The sequence below is a fragment of the Pseudomonas sp. UBA7530 genome, from assembly GCF_002479365.1.
Classification (GTDB): domain Bacteria; phylum Pseudomonadota; class Gammaproteobacteria; order Pseudomonadales; family Pseudomonadaceae; genus Aquipseudomonas.
On record NZ_DLMS01000011.1, the window covers coordinates 851,732 to 868,594 of the forward strand.

The 16,863-nt window shown below is 64.4% G+C and carries 12 protein-coding genes; 2 read left to right on the forward strand and 10 right to left on the reverse strand.

What is annotated here, in order from left to right:
- Positions 1 to 17: 17 nt before the first annotated feature.
- From B2U07_RS17820 to B2U07_RS17830, 3 genes are all read right to left on the reverse strand, one after another.
- Positions 18 to 1,763, reverse strand: coding sequence for a potassium/proton antiporter (locus B2U07_RS17820; protein WP_275545479.1), 1,746 nt, complete (start codon positions 1,761 to 1,763; stop codon positions 18 to 20).
- Between the two features lie 162 nt (positions 1,764 to 1,925).
- On the reverse strand, positions 1,926 to 3,731 hold the full coding sequence (locus B2U07_RS17825) for an acyl-CoA dehydrogenase (protein ID WP_275545478.1): 1,806 nt from the start codon (positions 3,729 to 3,731) through the stop codon (positions 1,926 to 1,928).
- Positions 3,732 to 3,895: 164 nt separating this feature from the next.
- Complete coding sequence (locus B2U07_RS17830) at positions 3,896 to 4,936, reverse strand: NAD(P)H-dependent flavin oxidoreductase (protein WP_275545477.1); 1,041 nt, start codon at positions 4,934 to 4,936, stop codon at positions 3,896 to 3,898.
- A gap of 118 nt (positions 4,937 to 5,054) precedes the next feature.
- Between B2U07_RS17830 and B2U07_RS17835 the strand changes: the two genes are divergently transcribed.
- Complete coding sequence (locus B2U07_RS17835) at positions 5,055 to 5,909, forward strand: 23S rRNA (adenine(2030)-N(6))-methyltransferase RlmJ (RefSeq protein WP_197856992.1); 855 nt, start codon at positions 5,055 to 5,057, stop codon at positions 5,907 to 5,909.
- A 69-nt stretch (positions 5,910 to 5,978) separates the two neighbouring features.
- On the opposite strand, the gene B2U07_RS17840 is transcribed toward B2U07_RS17835, so the two are convergent.
- From B2U07_RS17840 to B2U07_RS17855, 4 genes are all read right to left on the reverse strand, one after another.
- Positions 5,979 to 7,232 (reverse strand): HD-GYP domain-containing protein, encoded by a 1,254-nt coding sequence (locus B2U07_RS17840; RefSeq protein ID WP_197856993.1) that lies wholly within the window; start codon positions 7,230 to 7,232, stop codon positions 5,979 to 5,981.
- 70 nt (positions 7,233 to 7,302) lie between these two features.
- Positions 7,303 to 7,500 carry a putative motility protein gene (locus B2U07_RS17845; RefSeq protein WP_017363348.1) on the reverse strand — a complete coding sequence of 66 codons (198 nt, stop codon included), beginning with the start codon at positions 7,498 to 7,500 and terminating at the stop codon, positions 7,303 to 7,305.
- A 16-nt stretch (positions 7,501 to 7,516) separates the two neighbouring features.
- Positions 7,517 to 8,170: a peptide-methionine (S)-S-oxide reductase MsrA gene (gene msrA / locus B2U07_RS17850; RefSeq protein ID WP_181563643.1), complete on the reverse strand. Its 654-nt coding sequence runs from the start codon at positions 8,168 to 8,170 to the stop codon at positions 7,517 to 7,519.
- Between the two features lie 50 nt (positions 8,171 to 8,220).
- Positions 8,221 to 10,926, reverse strand: a complete 2,706-nt coding sequence (locus B2U07_RS17855; protein ID WP_296277412.1) for a putative bifunctional diguanylate cyclase/phosphodiesterase — start codon at positions 10,924 to 10,926, stop codon at positions 8,221 to 8,223.
- A 164-nt stretch (positions 10,927 to 11,090) separates the two neighbouring features.
- On the opposite strand from B2U07_RS17855, the gene B2U07_RS17860 reads away from it, so the two are divergent.
- A complete protein-coding gene (locus B2U07_RS17860) occupies positions 11,091 to 11,597 on the forward strand; it encodes a hypothetical protein (protein ID WP_275545476.1) in 507 nt (168 codons plus the stop codon).
- A gap of 20 nt (positions 11,598 to 11,617) precedes the next feature.
- Here B2U07_RS17860 and B2U07_RS17865 read toward each other — a convergent pair whose 3' ends face one another.
- The 3 genes from B2U07_RS17865 to aceE all read right to left on the reverse strand — a co-directional run bounded on the left by B2U07_RS17865 (position 11,618) and on the right by aceE (position 16,846).
- Positions 11,618 to 12,058: a CopD family copper resistance protein gene (locus B2U07_RS17865; RefSeq protein WP_275545715.1), complete on the reverse strand. Its 441-nt coding sequence runs from the start codon at positions 12,056 to 12,058 to the stop codon at positions 11,618 to 11,620.
- 157 nt (positions 12,059 to 12,215) lie between these two features.
- Positions 12,216 to 14,189, reverse strand: coding sequence for a dihydrolipoyllysine-residue acetyltransferase (aceF, locus tag B2U07_RS17870; RefSeq protein WP_275545475.1), 1,974 nt, complete (start codon positions 14,187 to 14,189; stop codon positions 12,216 to 12,218).
- A gap of 11 nt (positions 14,190 to 14,200) precedes the next feature.
- Positions 14,201 to 16,846: a pyruvate dehydrogenase (acetyl-transferring), homodimeric type gene (gene aceE, locus B2U07_RS17875; protein WP_197856999.1), complete on the reverse strand. Its 2,646-nt coding sequence runs from the start codon at positions 16,844 to 16,846 to the stop codon at positions 14,201 to 14,203.
- Between the last annotated feature and the right edge of the window lie 17 nt (positions 16,847 to 16,863).

A 16,863-nucleotide genomic window follows, 5' to 3' on the forward strand; every position in this document is an offset into this window, starting at 1 on the left:
GGCGTATTAACCGCCTGCTAGAAGTGCAGCCCAGGGCCCGGACGTGTGCCCTCGGGGAATCTGACGCCGACTTTGCGCACCTTGTTCCCTTCCATGGCCGCCACCGTCCAGGTCAGGCCCTGCCACTCCACCTGGTCGCCGACGACCGGCTCGCCACCGATTTCATGGGCGATGAAGCGGCCCAGCGGCTGATTGCCTTCCAGGTCGTCGAGCTTCAGGCCGTAGAGCGCCGCGACAGCGCTCAGTTCGGCGTCCCCTTCCAGCACGAAATCACCGAAGAAGCGCAGGTCCTGGCCGCGTTTTGGCGCCTGGCTGAACAGCTTGCCGAGTGCCGGCAGGTCGTGTTCGTGGCCGATCACGCAGAGCAGGTCGCCGGCTTGCAGGCGTGTACTGCCCGAAGGGTGGAGCAACTCGTGGCCACGGAACAGCGCGGCGATACGGGTGCCATCCGGCATATTCAGCTCGCGCAGGGCGGCGCCGATGCACCATTTCTCTGCGCCCAGTCGATAGACGAACAGCTCCCATTGACTGGTCGGGTGCACTTCCAGGCCGGCGCGCGACACCGGCGCCGGCTCCGGCGGCACGGTGACCCGCATCAGCTTGGCGGCCAGCGGCAGGCTGGTGCCCTGCAGCAGCAGGGAGATGATCACGATGAAGAAGGCCACGTTGAAGAACAGCTGCGCATTGGGCAGGCCGGCCATCAGCGGGAACACCGCGAGAATGATCGGCACGGCGCCACGCAGACCAACCCAGGCGATGAAGATACGCTCGCGGTCGTGGAAGGCACGAAACGGCAGCAGGCCGAGGAAGATCGACAGCGGTCGGGCGAAGAGAATCATCCACAGTGCCAGGGCCAGTGCCGGCAGGGCGATGGGCAGCAGCTCGTGCGGGGTGACCAGCAGGCCGAGGACCAGGAACATGCCGATCTGCGCCAGCCAGGTCAGGCCGTCGAGCATGTGCAGGATGCCGTGGCGCGAGCGGATCGGTCGGTTACCCAGCAACAGGCCACACAGGTAAATGGCAAGGATGCCGCTGCCACCGACTGCGGTGGTGATGGCGAAGATGATCAGGCCGCCGCTGACCACCAGCAGGGGATACAGGCCGGTGGCTAGCTCCATGCGGTTGATCAGCTTGAGCAGCAGCCAGCCGCCACCCAGACCCATCAGGGCGCCAAGGCCGAACTGCTGCACCAGTTGGATCGGCAGATCCCAGCTGAAGCCGGTCTGACCGCTGGCGAGCATGGCGATCAGGGTCACGGTGAGGAACACCGCCATCGGGTCGTTGCTACCCGACTCGATTTCCAGCGTGGAGCTGACCCGTTCGTTGAGGCCGCGGCCGCCAAGCAGAGAGAACACCGCCGCGGCATCGGTGGAGCCGACGATGGCGCCGATCAGCAGGCCTTCGAGCAGGGTCAGGTTGAACAGCCAGGCGGCGGCCAGACCGGTCAGGCCGGCCGTTATCACCACGCCCACCGTGGCCAGTGACAAGGAAGGCCACAAGGCCACACGGAAGCTGGAGACCCGCGTGCGCATGCCGCCGTCGAGCAGGATCACCGCCAGCGCCAGGTTGCCGACCAGATAGGCCAGGGGGTAATTGTTGAAGACGATGCCGCCGGGGCCGTCGGTGCCGGCCAGCATGCCGACGCCGAGGAAGATCACCAGGATGGGGATGCCGAAACGTGTGCCGAACGCGCTGACCAGAATACTGGCCGCCACTAGCATGGCGCCGATCAAGAACAGATTGTTGATGGCGCTGGCATCCAACTGCGCGTACTCCTGGCTGGGGGAATCGAAGCGCCGTTATGCATGGCGCGTGCCAGGGATTCTAACCGTAGCCTTCGTACCGCTGTCAAAAAGGTTATTACATTTTTCTAAAATGCCCCGAAGCGTCCCGCATGGCGCCGCTCCGGTGCGTTTGGTCGAACTTCAGAACCAGGCGTCCTGCATGCCCAGACAGGTGTCGTCGCGCGCTTCGAGAATCGCCAGATCATGGTGGCAGGCCGGTACTTCCCAGGTCAGGAAGTAGCGCGCCGCTTGCAGCTTGCCGCGATAGAAGGCCTGCTCGTCGGCGTTGTCCGTCTTTGCCAGGCCCTGTTCGGCGCGAATCGCCTGCTCCAGCCAGCGCCAGCCGATCACCGTGTGGCCGAACACTTTCAGGTACAGCGCCGAGTTGGCCAGGCACTGGTTGACTTTGCCGCTCATCAGATCGCCGAGCAGCGCCAGGGTGACCGCCTGCAGGCGGGCCAGCAATTGTTCGAGTGGTTGACGCAGGGCGGTCAGCGACTCGTGCTCGCTGGCGCGCTGGCAGCAGTCGTTGATCAGCTTGAGTAGCTGCTTGAGCGCGGCGCCACCGTTCTGCGAGACCTTGCGCCCGAGCAGGTCGAGCGACTGGATGCCGTGGGTGCCCTCGTGAATCGGATTGAGGCGGTTGTCGCGGTAGTACTGCTCCACCGGGTATTCACGGGTATAGCCGTGGCCGCCGAGAATCTGGATGGCCAGCTCGTTGGCCTTGAGGCAGAACTCCGACGGCCAGGATTTGACGATGGGTGTGAGCAGGTCGAGTAGCTCCAGGGCGCGGGTGCGATCTTCGGCGGTTTCCAGCGTATGGGTGTCGTCGAACAGTCGCGCCGCGTACAGGCCAAGGTCGAAGGCGCCTTCGACGTAGGCTTTCTGCGTCAGCAGCATGCGCCGTACGTCGGCGTGCTCGACGATGGAAATCTGCGGGCTGCTCGGGTCCTTGCCATCCGGCTGGCGCCCCTGCGGACGGTTACGCGCGTAGTCCAGCGAATACAGGTAGCCGGCGTAGCCGAGCATGATCGCGCCCATGCCGACGCCGATGCGCGCCTCGTTCATCATCTGGAACATGTAGGACAGACCCGCATGCGGTTTGCCCACCAGATAGCCCACACATTCGCCGTTGTCGCCGAAGTTCAGCGCCGTGGACGTGGTACCGCGCCAACCCATCTTGTGGAACAGCCCGGCCAGGGTGACGTCGTTGCGTGCGCCCAGGCTGCCGTCGTCATTGACGTGGAACTTGGGCACCAGGAACAGGCTGATGCCCTTCACACCGGGCGGCGCGTCCGGCAGCTTGGCCAGGACCATGTGCACGATGTTCTCGGAGATCGGCTGGTCGCCGCCGGAGATGAAGATCTTGTTGCCCTTGATCCGGTAACTGCCGTCGGCATGCGGTTCGGCACGGGTGCGCAGGTCCGACAGCGACGAGCCTGCGTGCGGTTCGGTCAGCGCCATGGTGCCGAAGAAGCGGCCGTCGATGATCGGCTGCAGGTAGCGGGATTTTTGCTCCTCGCTGCCGAAGGCCTCGATCAGGTTGGCCACGCCCATGGTCAGCATCGAGTAGGAGCTGGTAGCGATATTGGCCGACTGGAAGTGGGCGAAGCAGGCCTGCGACAGCAGGTTGGGCAGTTGCATGCCGCCGTGCTCGAAGTCGCGGGTGGCATTGAGAAAGCCCGCCTCGTGGAAGGCGCGCAGGGCGGGCTCGACCTCGGGGATGAGCACCGCGCCGCCGTCGACGTACTGCGGCTCGTGCTCGTCGTTCTTGCGGTTGTGCGGGGCGAACAGCTCCTCGGCGATGCCGCGTGCGGTGTCGATCGCCGCGTCGAAGGTCTCGCGGTTGTGATCGGCGAAGCGCGGGCGCTGGGTCAGGGCTTCGGCGTCGAGTACTTCATAGAGTTCGAACGCCAGGTTGCGGGAGCTGAGCAGTGTCTCGGACATGGAACGGGCCTCCAGATGATCGACCGAGTCTAGGCAGCCAGTCGCCCAACTGCCCAGTATCATCATTCGCCGTGATAGTCACAGGTTGGTGTTTGTAGGGCGGGTGCAACCCGCCGTCTCGGTTATGGCGGGTTGCACCCGCCCTACGAGGTCATACCAGGCTGTCAGGCGAAGCCGCGTGCCAGCTCAAGAGTCAATTCCGTCGCCGGCATCGGCCGACAACTGGCGACGTTCTGCCCGGCCCACAGCGGCGAGAAATCGCCGCTGCCCTGTGCCTCGGCCGCTGCGCGCAGCGGTGCGATAGCTGCAGTGGCCAACGGGAATTCCGGTGCGTGGGTGCTGAGCGGCCCCTGCTCGCGCATCAGGCGGTTGACGATGCCGCGTGCCGGCCGCCCGCTGAACAGGTTGGTCAGCGCCGTATGGCGCGCCGCCGGGCTTTGCAGGGCGGCGCGATGCAGGGCACTGGTGTTGGCCTCCGGGCACAGCAGGTAGGCGCTGCCGACCTGCACGCCGGCGGCGCCCAGCGCCATGGCCGCTGCAACACCGCGCGTGTCGCTGATACCACCAGCGGCGATCACCGGCACCGAGAGGGAATCGACCAGCTGCGGCAGCAGGGCGAAGGTGCCGAGTTGGCGACTCAGATCGTGCTCAAGAAAATGCCCGCGATGACCGCCGGCTTCCAGGCCCTGGGCGATCACCGCGTCGACGCCGCGTTCCTGTAGCCAGAGCGCTTCGTCCAGTGTGGTGGCGCTGGAGAGAATCTTTGCTCCGCTGCGCCGTACGCGCTGCAAAAGCGCCTCGTCCGGCAGGCCGAAGTGGAAGCTGACCACCGCCGGGCGGAACTCTTCTACCAGTTCGGCGGCTTCGTCGTTGAACGGCAGGCGCCCCGGCCCGCTGGCGATGCTCGCCGGGTCCGCGCCCAGCTCGGTATAGTAGGGCGCCAGGGCTTCACGCCAGGCGGCGTCGCGCGTCGTATCCGGCGCGGGCGGCACGTGGCTGAAGAAGTTGAGGTTGAACGGGCGCTCGGTCAGGCCTCGCATGGCCACCAGTTCCTGGCGCAAGGCTGCCGGGGCGAGCATCGCGCAGGGAATCGAGCCAAGGCCGCCGGCCTCACATACGGCGGCAGCCAGGCGGTGATCCTGCGAGCCGGCCATCGGTGCCTGGATCAGGGGGAGTTCGCTGCCGAGCAAGCGTTGCAAAGACATGGCGGGTTCTCGCTGTCCATTGAGGAGCAGGCAGCCTAGGCCTTGCAGGCACCGTCGAGCAAGCCGCAATGCACGGCTTCGGCCTGTTAAACTGCGCGCCTGATTCGAGGATTCGCGCATGAACTACCGCCACGCCTTCCATGCCGGCAACCACGCCGATGTGCTCAAACACCTGGTGCTGACCCGACTGCTCGCCCTGCTGTCGAAGAAGGAGGCGCCGTTCGCCTACCTCGATAGCCACGCCGGCCTCGGCCTCTACGATCTGCAGGGCGATCAGGCCAGCCGTACCGGCGAGTACCTGGAAGGCATTGGCCGCCTGTGGCAGGCCACTCAGCTGCCGGACGCGGTGGAGGCTTACCTGGAGGTAGTACGGGCGATGAACCCGGACGGCGAGCTGCGTTACTACCCTGGCTCGCCGGAGCTGGCGCGGCTGCTCAGCCGCGAGCAGGATCGCCTGCAACTCAACGAGAAACATCCCGAGGACGGCCGACTGCTCAAAGACAACATGCGCGGTGATCGCCGTGTGGCCGTGCACCTGGGCGAGGGCTGGCATGTGCCGCGAGCCTTGATGCCGACTCGCGAGAAGCGCGTGCTGCTGCTGATCGATCCGCCGTTCGAGAAGGCGGACGAGTTGCAGCGCTGCATCGAAGCGCTGAACGAAGCGCACGGCCGCATGCGTCAGGCCATCGTGGCGATCTGGTATCCGATCAAGGATGAGCGCCAGCTGGCGCGCTTCTACCGCGATCTGCAAAAGAGCGCTGCGCCCAAGCTGCTGCGCGCCGAGCTATATGTGCACGCGCCCGACGATGCGACGCGCCTGAGCGGTTCCGGCCTGGTGATCAGCAACCCGCCATGGGGGTTGGAGGACGAGCTCAGGCAATTGCTGCCGTGGCTGGCCGATACGCTGGGTCAGAGCCTGGGTGACTGGCGCCTGGACTGGCTGATAGACGAAGCCGCAAGCGGCAAGCCATAAGAGCGCAGCCCGGATGAAATCCGGGAGCCGTGGCCCCTGATTCCCGGATTGCATCCGGGCTACAACGGCTCAACCCGGCTTGTGATTGGGCTCGATGTGATAGCTCAGGTTGCGCCGCGGGCTGAGGTATTCCAGCACCTCCAGCGGTAGCTGCGAAGGGCGCAGGCTACGGGCGATGGCCAGCTTCGGCTCCTGCGCGAGATCGAGGATCAGCGCCTCCTGCTTGGGTATATCGGCGTCGTAGAGAATCAGCGTTGGCTTCAGCGCGTGAGTCGGGTTCATGCCCAGTACCAGCGCATAGCGCTCGTCCTCCAGTTGCACCAGGCTGCCCGGTGGGTAGACGCCCATGACGCGAATGAAGGCCTTCAACGCCACGTCGTCGAAGCGCTCGCGCTGCTGCTTGAACATCAGCGCCAGAGCCTCGTGCGGGCTCAGCGCCTGGCGTGGGTCGAGCGGGTTGCACAGGCCGTCGAAATGGTTGGTGATGGCCACCAGGCGGCTCAGACGGCCGATGGCGGCCTCGCGCAGGCCACGCGGGTAGCCGCTGCCGTCGCAATGCTCGTGGTGCTCGTGGATGATGCGCAGCACCTCGTCATCGAGCATCAGCTTTTGCCCCATGCGCAGGCCGAAGTCGGTGTGCATCTGCAGCAGCTGCTGTTCCGGCCGCGTCAGTGGCTCGGGTTTGAGCAGCACCTTGCTCGGCACTTCCAGCTTGCCGATATCGTGCAGCAGTGCGCCGAGCCCGAGGCTATGGCAGGCCTCGCTGTCGAGGCCGAGCTGGCGCCCGAGCAGCAGGGACAGCGCGGTGACGTTGAGGGCGTGGAAGTAGCTGTCCTCGGCGGCCTTGCCGGTGATGCTGTGCAGTACCACGCCGGAGGCGCCGAGCAGCGTCTCGACCATTTCGCCGACGATGGCACCAGCTTGCCGCATGGCATCTTCCGGACGGCTGCGCAGGGTCTGGTTGAGTGCTTTGATGCGTTGGCTGGCCTCGATGAAGCGCCGGTCCACGTCGGCCAGGCGGCTACGCAGGTGGCGCAGTTTCTGTGCGCGTTCCTGACGCTCCTGGGCTTGCGGGTCGACGGGCGGTTCGATGGGAGCGGGCGCCGGTACGTCTTCGGCGAGTTCCAGAGGCGCGCAGTCGCTGCGTGCCGGGTCGTAGCGCAGTTGCTTCAGCTTCAGCGCACGCAGCGCGCGAATCTGCGCTTCGTCCTTGATCTTGAAGTTGCTGAAGGCGAAATCATGCTCCCACCAGCTCAGGTCCAGATGGACGTAGAGGCCGACGCACAGCTGATCGGGAGTGATGGTGGGCAGAGTGGCGGGCATGCCGGGCTCGTCGTTTGATGGCTAATTGCCCGCAGTTTAGTCCGGCTCAAGACGAGAGGGCAGTAGTTCTTCAAGCCATCACGTCGATGCTGTTGCCCAGATGTGGCGGGTTGCTGGAGGCGCTGGCCGGTGCAGCCGACTGCACCAGCCCGCTGATGTTGGCAGCCTGCAGCTCCAGCGTCTTGCGCAGCAGCAGGAGCGACATCTGCGCTGCAATCTGCGTCGATGCCTGACTCGATACCTGGCTGGAAATGCTGCTTAGCTCCACGACCCTTTACCCGTGTTCAGATCTCAGGGGGTAGACATACGCCTGTTCCGCCCAGGCCGCAATAGCCATTGGGGTTCTTCGCCAGGTATTGCTGGTGATAGGTCTCGGCGTAGTAGAAGATCGGCGCTTCGAGGATTTCGGTGGTGATGGTGCCCAGGCCGGCCTTGTCGAGCTCGGCCTGGAAGCGCGCCTGGCTGGCTTTTGCCGCGCTCAATTGAGCTTCGTCGTGGCAGTAGATCGCCGAGCGGTACTGGGTGCCCTGGTCGTTACCCTGGCGCATGCCCTGGGTGGGGTTGTGCACTTCCCAGAACACCTTGAGCAATGCCTCGAAACTGGTCTGCTGCGGGTCGAACACCACGAGTACGACCTCGGTGTGCCCGGTCAGGCCGGAGCAGACTTCCTCGTAGGTGGGGTTGGGGGTCATGCCGCCGGCATAGCCGACCGCCGTGCTGAACACGCCCGGCTGCTGCCAGAAGCGGCGCTCGGCACCCCAGAAACAGCCCAGACCGAACACGGCCTGCTGCAGGCCGGCAGGGAAGGGCGCCTTGATCGGATTGCCGTTGACATAGTGGGTGTCGGCCACCGGTAGCGGCTCGGCACGACCGGGCAGGGCCTGTTCGGCAGTCGGAAGGGCGTTCTTGTTGACGAGAATCTGGGAGCGCAGAACCATGGCGGTCTCCTGAATGTGAGTGATGTGTGGACTACGCGCGGTGCTGCGTATTACGTCCGTTGGTCGGCCTGTGGCCTGCAGGGATAGCGGCGCAGGCTGTCGATGAGCTCGCGGCCGGGAATCGGTTTGTCGAACAGATAGCCCTGGCCGACGTCGCAACGCTGGCGACGAAGAAAGCCAAGCTGGGCGCCGGTCTCGATGCCTTCGGCGACCACCTTCAGCTTGAGGTTGTGTGCCATGGCAATCACCGCCGAGGTGATCTCCATGTCGTCCTGATTGTCAGGGATGTCCTTGATGAAGCTGCGATCGATCTTGATCACGTCGATGGGGAATTTCTTCAGGTAGCTGAGCGAGGAATAACCGGTGCCGAAGTCGTCCATGGCCAAGGTCAGGCCAAGGCTCTTGAGGCGGCCGAGCTGGTGGCGGGTGTCGTCGGTGGCTTCCAGCAGCAGGCTTTCGGTCAGTTCCAGTTCCAGCAGGCGCGGGTCGAGCTGCTCTTCGTGAAGGATCGCGGCGATGGAGCCGACCAGATCGGGGTCGGAGAACTGCTTGGGCGACAGGTTGATCGCCACCTGCAGTTCGCCCATGCCAATGGCGGCGATCTGCTTGCTCATACGACATGCCTGGCGTACCACCCACTTGCCGATGGGGATGATCAGGCCGGTTTCCTCGGCGACGCCGATGAACTGGTCGGGGCGGATCATGCCCTTCTCCGGATGCTGCCAGCGCAGCAGCGCCTCCATGCCCAGCAGTTGGCCACTCTTGAGGCACAGCTTGGGCTGGTAGAAGACCTCCAGCTCGTTCTGGGTCAGGGCGCGGCGCAGGTTGTTCTCGACGAACAGCTTGTAGTTGGCCTCGGCATTGAGCACTTCGGTGAACAGTTGCACCTGGTGCTTGCCGTTGGCCTTGGCCTTGTGCAGGGCGAGGCCGGCGTGCTTCATCAGGGTCTGCGGGTCGTCGCCGTGTTCCGGGGCGATGGCCAGCCCCACCGAGCCGGTGATGCTGATCAGCTGATTGTCGACGAACAGCGGCTTGTCCAGGGTCTGCAGCACCTGCTGCGCGACGCGCAGGCCGTTGTCCTGATCGCAGCCATCGAGCAGGATGGCGAATTCGTTGCTGGCGAAGCGCGCCAGGGTTCCCTTGGCACCGAGGCTGTTGCGCAGGCGCCGGGCCAGCGCCGAGAGCAGCTTGTCGCCGGTCTGGTGGCCAAGGCTGTCGTTGATGCGCTTGAAGTTGTCGATGTCCACCAGCAGCAGCCCCAGCGATTGCTGAGTGTGGCGTGCAAAACGCTCTTCGAGGCTGCGGATGAACGAAGGACGGTTGCCCAGGTTGGTCAGGTTGTCGGTGTAGGCCAGGCGCTCGATGCGTTGCTGCGCCAGCTTGGCCTCGGTGATGTCTTCGTAAATACCGATGTAATGGGTCAGCTCGCCATCGTCGCCATACACCTTGGAGATCGACAGGTGGCCCCAGTACGGCTCCTGGTTCTTGCGGCGGCTGCGAAATTCGCCCTGCCAGCTGCTGTGCTCGGCCAGGCTCGAGTCGGTATCGAACAGCAGGTCGCTGAGGTTGGCCAGGGCCGGCAGTTCCGACAGGCGATGGCCGCAGACCTCGTCGCTGCTGTACAGGGTGATGGCGGTGAAGCTGGGGTTGACGTATTCCACCCGGCCGTCGCGGTCGACCAGCAGGAAGGCGCTGGCGCTCTGCTCGACGGCGCGCTGGAATAGGTACAGCGCATGGGTGACCGAGCGCTTTTCCTGATTGATCAGCACCTGGGCGAACTGATCGGCTAGTTCGCCGGCGAAGGCGATCTCGTCGGCCTGCCAGATGCGCTTGGGGCCGATGTGTTCGAGGCAGAGGATGCCCACCACTTCCCCTTCGATACGAATGCTGGCATCGAGCATCGAGGTGATGCCCAGCGTCTCCAGGTAGCCGGGAGCCAGCTCGCGAGTGCGCAGATCGTGTTGCGCGTCGTGAGCGTCGATTGCCCGGCCGCTGTGCAGCGCCTCCAGGTAATGCGGAAAACTGCCGGCGTCGATAGACGGCAGTTGCTCGTGACGGTCCAGGTCGCGGCGGTACAACGAGATGGAATCGAGACTCTGACTGCCCAGGTGCCAGATCCCCGCGCGGGCCACGCCGTAGACCTCGCAGGCCGCCTGGGTGATCAGTTCGGCAGCTTCCTGCCGCGGGTCGCTGGAGACGTAGCGCTGGCGCGACAGGCGCACGATCAGTTGCTGCTGGGTATGTGAGCGGGCCAGGTGTTGCAGGTGGTTGTCCTGCGTACGCTGATACTGCTGCAGCGACGTGCGCAGGTTCTGATTCTGTGTGTGCAGGTCCAGCTCGCCAGGAGAAAAGGCATCGAAGCTGCCATCGGCGATCAGCAGATAGCCGCGCAGCAACTGGCGGTTGCGCTGTTTGAAGGGTTCGCCGATCTCCAGCAGATTCAGTGCTCCCTGTGGCGTATGCAGGGTATAGCGCACCAGGTAATGCGCACTCTGGAGCAGTTGCTGCTGGATGGCATCGTGCAGGCGATAGCGTGCTTCCGGCTCCATCAGGCTGGCGTAGGGCGCATCCACCAATGCGCAAAGATCGGCGGCGCTGATGCCGAGTTTGAGTTCGCAGGCCGGATCGAGAAAAAGCAGGGCCCAGCTTGGCTCGTTCAAGCGCTCGAAACGCAACATGCCGAGCCGCGAGGGCACTGGCAACTGCGTCACAACCTCGGCTGCCGAGCGGGTGCCGGCATCGGGATGGCTTTTCATTGGGCGTTGGGCTTCCAGTATGCTGACCAGGCGAGGCTTCCGTTCTCTGCACAAAACCACTGCTATCAGGGCGCAGCGGTGTGGACGGAGGCTAGGGCTCAGGCCTACTTCACTATAGCGTTCGGCAAGGGTGCATCATGCAAGCAAGACTGACAAGGAAACTGATGGCCATGCTAGTGGCCATAGCGCTTTTCACAACGTTACCGGCCCTCGCCGATACCGCTGACAAGGGTGCATTGCAGGGCGCTGAACAGGAAGCTTATCTGGACGAACTCAAGCGCCTTTATCTGACCGACAACGAGCGCCAGGCACTGCTGGCGCACAACAACGCACTGCTGGAAACCTACGCCCTGCGCGCCGGCTACCAGGTTGGCCAGGCGCAGCGGCAGGACCTGCTGTACCGTTTCGCTGTCGGCGATGCCGGCGAGCTGATCCTGCGTGAGGAGAGCCGGGGCATGCAGGGCACCGCCATCTCCGTGCGCAACCAGCGTGTTCCGGTGTTTGGTATCGATCCGTTCATCCGCTACGAATGTCCGACCGGCGGTATCCGCTGTGCACTGCTCAACCCGGTCGACGGCAGCCAACTGCTGAGCATCGTGCGCGATCACCAGGGCGCGAGTGAGCTGGCCAAGGCGCTGAGCTTCCTGATTCGCAACGTGCAAAAAGGCTGACCCCTCCGGGCGGCTCGGCATCACAGCTGCAGCAGGAACATGGCCTTGGCCAGGAACAGGATGGCCAGCATCTGCAGCAGCACGCTCAGGTGAATGCGCCGCGAGCGCGCCGCTGTCATGCGGCCGCTGCGCATCAGGAACACCACCAGCAGAAAATGCCCGAGGATGCTCAGGGCCAGGGTGATTTTCAGGCTGAGCAGGATGCCGAAGCTGCTGGCCAGAGGTGCATGTAGCGCCGCGCGGTAGTGCCAGGCCAGGCCCAGGCCGGCGCCGTAAAGCGCCAGCACGACCCAGTGCATGACCTGTCGCGCGCGCCGTCCAAGGGCGCGTGAGAAGCCCGCTTTGGCCTCGTCCGGAAGCTCGCGCGTGGCACGGCTGAGGATCATCACTTCGAAGAATACGCCGCCGATGAAGAAGGCGGCGGCAGTCAGGTGGACGAACTTCAGAAACAGATAGAGCATGGGGATGCGCCGGAACAATATCGATGGCTCGATCATGGCGGCTGCGGCGGTAAATGCCATGACCGGGATCAAGTCCCGCGTGGCTTTGGGCAGGCAAAAAAAACCCCACCCAGATTGGGCGGGGTTGAGGATGCGAGCGTGGCGAGCTCGAAACGATTTACAGCAGGATGGTGCGGATGTCGGCCAGTAGCTGCGACAGGCGCTGAGTGAAGCGCGCGGCAGCCGCGCCATTGATCACGCGGTGATCGTAGGACAGCGACAGCGGCAGCATCAGCTTGGGCTGGAAGGCCTTGCCGTCCCAGACCGGCTGCATGGTCGCCTTGCTCACACCGAGGATCGCCACTTCCGGCGCGTTGACGATCGGCGTGAAGCCGGTACCGCCAATGTGGCCGAGGCTGGAGATGGTGAAGCAGGCGCCCTGCATGTCGTCAGCCGAGAGCTTCTTCTTGCGCGCCTTGTCGGCCAGCTCGGCCGCTTCGCCAGCCAGTTGCAGCAGGCTCTTCTGATCGACGTTCTTGATCACCGGTACCAGCAGGCCGTCCGGCGTATCGACGGCGAAGCCGATGTGCACGTACTTCTTGCGGATGATCGCCTTGCCGCTCGGCGCCAGCGAACTGTTGAAGTCCGGCAGCTCCTTGAGCAGGTGGGCACAGGCCTTGAGCAACAGCGGCAGCACGGTCAGCTTGACGCCGGCCTTTTCCGCCACGGCCTTCTGCGCGACGCGGAAGGCTTCCAGGTCGGTGATGTCGGCCGAGTCGAACTGGGTCACGTGCGGCACGTTGAGCCAGCTGCGGTGCAGGTTGGCGGCGCCGACCTGCATCAGGCGGGTCATCGCCACTTCTTCGATTTCACCGAACTTGCTGAAGTCCACGGCCGGGATCGGCGGAATGCCGGCGCCGCCGGTAGCGGCTGCAGCAGTCGCCTGCGGTGCGGCCTTGGCCTTCTGCATCATGCCCTTGACGTAAGCCTGCACGTCTTCCTTGAGGATGCGACCTTTCGGGCCGGTGCCGGCGATATCCGCCAGCTCCACGCCGAAATCGCGAGCCAGCTGACGCACGGCCGGGCCGGCATGCACCTTGGCGCCATCGCGCTTGGGTGCGTTGGCCACTTCGGCGGCAGCCGCCGACAGCGAGGCGATGGCGCGCACTTCGGCGGCCACTTCCGGCGCTGCACCTTCCGGTACGCGGTGTACTTCCTGGCTTGCCCCTGCCGGAGCCGCAGCCTGCGCTGCGCCAGCGACCTTGAGCTTGAGGATCAGGTCGCCAGTGCCGATTTCGTCATCGAGCTTGACCAGCACTTCTTCCACCACGCCGGCAGCCGGCGAGGGAATTTCCATGGAGGCCTTGTCGGACTCCAGGGTCAGCAGGCTCTGGTCGGCTTCGATGCTGTCGCCGGCCTTGACCATGATCTCGATGACCTTGCCCTTGGCACTGGAGCCGATGTCCGGCACGTGCACGTCCTGCACGCTGCTGCCGGTCGGCGCGGCGGCCGGAGCTGGTGCAGCGGCGGGAGCGGCTTCTGCCTTCGGCGCTGCCGCTTGAGCCGGAGCGGCAGCCGGAGCAGCCCCTTCGACTTTCAGCTTGAGAATCAGGTCGCCGGTGCCGACTTCGGCATCCAGCTTGACCAGCACTTCTTCCACCACGCCGGCAGCCGGCGCGGGAATTTCCATGGAGGCCTTGTCGGACTCCAGGGTGATCAGCGACTGATCGGCTTCGATGCGGTCGCCGACCTTGACCATCACTTCGATGACCTTGACCTTGCCGTCGGTGCCGATATCCGGCACGTGCACGTCCTGCACGCTGCTGGTGGCAGCGGCGGCCGGCGCAGCTGCCGGAGCGGCCGCTTTCGGGGCTTCGGCAGGCGCAGCTTCGGCTTTCGCTGCAGGCGCCGCTTCAGCGGCATCTTCGACTTCCAGCACCAGCAGCTCGTCGCCTTCCTTCAGACGGTCGCCGATCTTGACCTTCAGTTCCTTGACCACGCCGGCCTTGGGCGAGGGCACTTCCATGGAAGCCTTGTCGGACTCCAGGGTCAGTACGCTCTGCTCGGCTTCGACACGGTCGCCGACCTTGACCAGCAGTTCAATCACCTCGCCTTCACCGCCGAGGTCGGGTACGCGAATCAACTCACTCATCGCTACGCTCCTTAGCAGTCCAGGGGGTTGGCTTTGTCGGCGTCGATGCCGAACTTGGTGATGGCGTCAGCCAGCACCTTGGCCTCGATCTCGCCGCGGTCGACCAGGGCTTCCAGCGTGGCCAGCACGACCCAGTTGCGATCCACTTCGAAGAAGTGACGCAGCTGCTTGCGGCTGTCGCTGCGGCCGAAGCCGTCGGTGCCCAGCACCTTGTATTCCTTGCTCGGTACCCACTGACGAACCTGTTCGGCGAACAGCTTCATGTAGTCGGTGGAAGCGATGACCGGGCCCTTGCGACCGCCCAGGCACTGCTCGATGTAGGTCTGCTGCGGCTTCTGACCCGGGTGCAGACGGTTGCGGCGCTCCACGGCCAGGCCGTCGCGACGCAGTTCGTTGAAGCTGGTGACGCTCCAGACATCGGCAGCGATGTTGTACTCGTCGCGCAGGATCTTCGCCGCTTCGCGGACTTCGCGCAGGATGGTGCCGGAACCCAGCAGTTGCACGTGGTGCGCGGCTTCCTTCTTGTCTTCCTCGAGCAGGTACATGCCCTTGATGATGCCGTCTTCCACGCCTTCCGGCATGGCCGGCTGCTGGTACGACTCGTTCATCACGGTGATGTAGTAGAAGATGTCCTGCTGCTCTTCGGCCATCTGGCGAATGCCTTCGCGGATGATCACGGCGAGCTCGTAGCCGTAGGTCGGGTCGTAGGTGCGGCAGTTGGGGATGGTCGCTGCCAACATGTGGCTATGACCGTCTTCGTGCTGCAGGCCTTCACCGTTGAGGGTGGTACGGCCGGCGGTACCGCCGATCAGGAAGCCGCGGGTGCGGCTGTCGCCAGCGGCCCAGGCCAGATCACCGATACGCTGGAAGCCGAACATCGAGTAGAAGATGTAGAACGGCAGCATCGGCTGGTTGTGGCAGGAGTACGAAGTACCGGCGGCGATGAAGGAGCTCATGGCGCCCGCTTCGTTGATGCCTTCCTCGAGGATCTGACCTTTCTTGTCCTCTTTGTAGAACATCACCTGGTCTTTATCGACCGGCTCGTACAGCTGGCCGACCGAAGAGTAGATGCCGAGCTGACGGAACATGCCTTCCATACCGAAGGTACGGGCTTCGTCCGGAATGATCGGGACGATGCGCTGGCCGAGTTCCTTGTCCTTGACCAGCTGCGCGAGGATACGCACGAAGGCCATGGTGGTGGAGATTTCGCGGTCGCCCGAGCCGTCGAGGATGGCCTTGAGGGTATCCAGCGGCGGGGTGGGGATGCTGAAGCTCTGCTGGCGACGCTGCGGTACGAAGCCACCCAGCGCGTTGCGGCGCTCGTGCAGGTACTTGTACTCCGGGCTGCCCGGCTCCGGGCGCACGAACGGCAGGTTTTCCAGGTCCTCGTCCTTGACCGGGATATCGAAGCGGTCGCGGAACTGACGCAGGCTGTCGACATCGACCTTCTTGGTGTTGTGCGCGGTGTTCTTCGCTTCACCGGCGCCAGTGCCGTAGCCCTTGATGGTCTTGGCCAGGATCACGGTCGGCTGGCCGCTATGGTTCACGGCCTGGTGGTAGGCCGCGTAGACCTTGTACGGGTCGTGGCCGCCACGGTTGAGTTTCCAGATCTCGTCGTCGGAGAGGTCCTTGACCATCTCCTTGAGCTCCGGGCTGTTGAAGAAGTTTTCGCGAACGTAGGCGCCGTCTTTGGCCTTGTAGTTCTGGTATTCACCGTCGACCACTTCGTCCATGCGACGCTGCAGGGCGCCGTCCTTGTCCTTGGCGAACAGCGGATCCCAGAAGCGTCCCCAAACGACCTTGTTGACGTTCCACTGGGCACCGCGGAACACGCCTTCGAGTTCCTGGATGATCTTGCCGTTGCCGCGTACCGGGCCGTCGAGGCGCTGCAGGTTGCAGTTGATGACGAAGATCAGGTTGTCCAGCTTCTCGCGACCAGCCAGGGAGATGGCGCCGAGGGATTCCGGCTCGTCGCACTCGCCGTCGCCCATGAAGCACCAGACTTTCTGCTTGCCGGCCGGAATGAAGCCGCGCGCTTCCAGGTACTTCATGAAGCGCGCCTGGTAGATCGCCTGGATCGGACCGAGGCCCATGGATACGGTCGGGAACTGCCAGAAATCCGGCATCAGCCACGGGTGCGGGTAGGACGACAGGCCCTTGCCGTCGACTTCGCGGCGGAAGTTCTTCATCTGGTCTTCGCTGAGGCGACCTTCCATGAAGGCGCGGGCGTAGACGCCAGGGCTCGCATGACCCTGATAGAACACCAGGTCGCCGCCGTGTTCTTCGGTCGGGGCCTGGAAGAAGTAGTTGAAGCCGATGTCATACAGCGTCGCGGAGGAGGCGAAGCTGGAAATGTGGCCGCCCAGGTCCGGGTCGTCCAGGTTGGTGCGCATCACCATGGCCAGGGCGTTCCAGCGCACCAGCGAACGGATGCGGCGTTCCATGAACAGGTCGCCGGGCATGCGAGCTTCATGGGTAACCGGGATGCTGTTGCGGTAGGGCGTGGTGATCGCGTAGGGCAGTTGCGCACCGCTACGGGTGGCCAGCTCGCCCAGACGGGTCATCAGGTAATGGGCACGGTCTTCACCCTCACGGTCGAGGACGGATTCAAGGGCGTCCAGCCATTCCTGGGTTTCGATCGGATCGAGGTCTTGCATGGCTTGCTCCAGGGCGG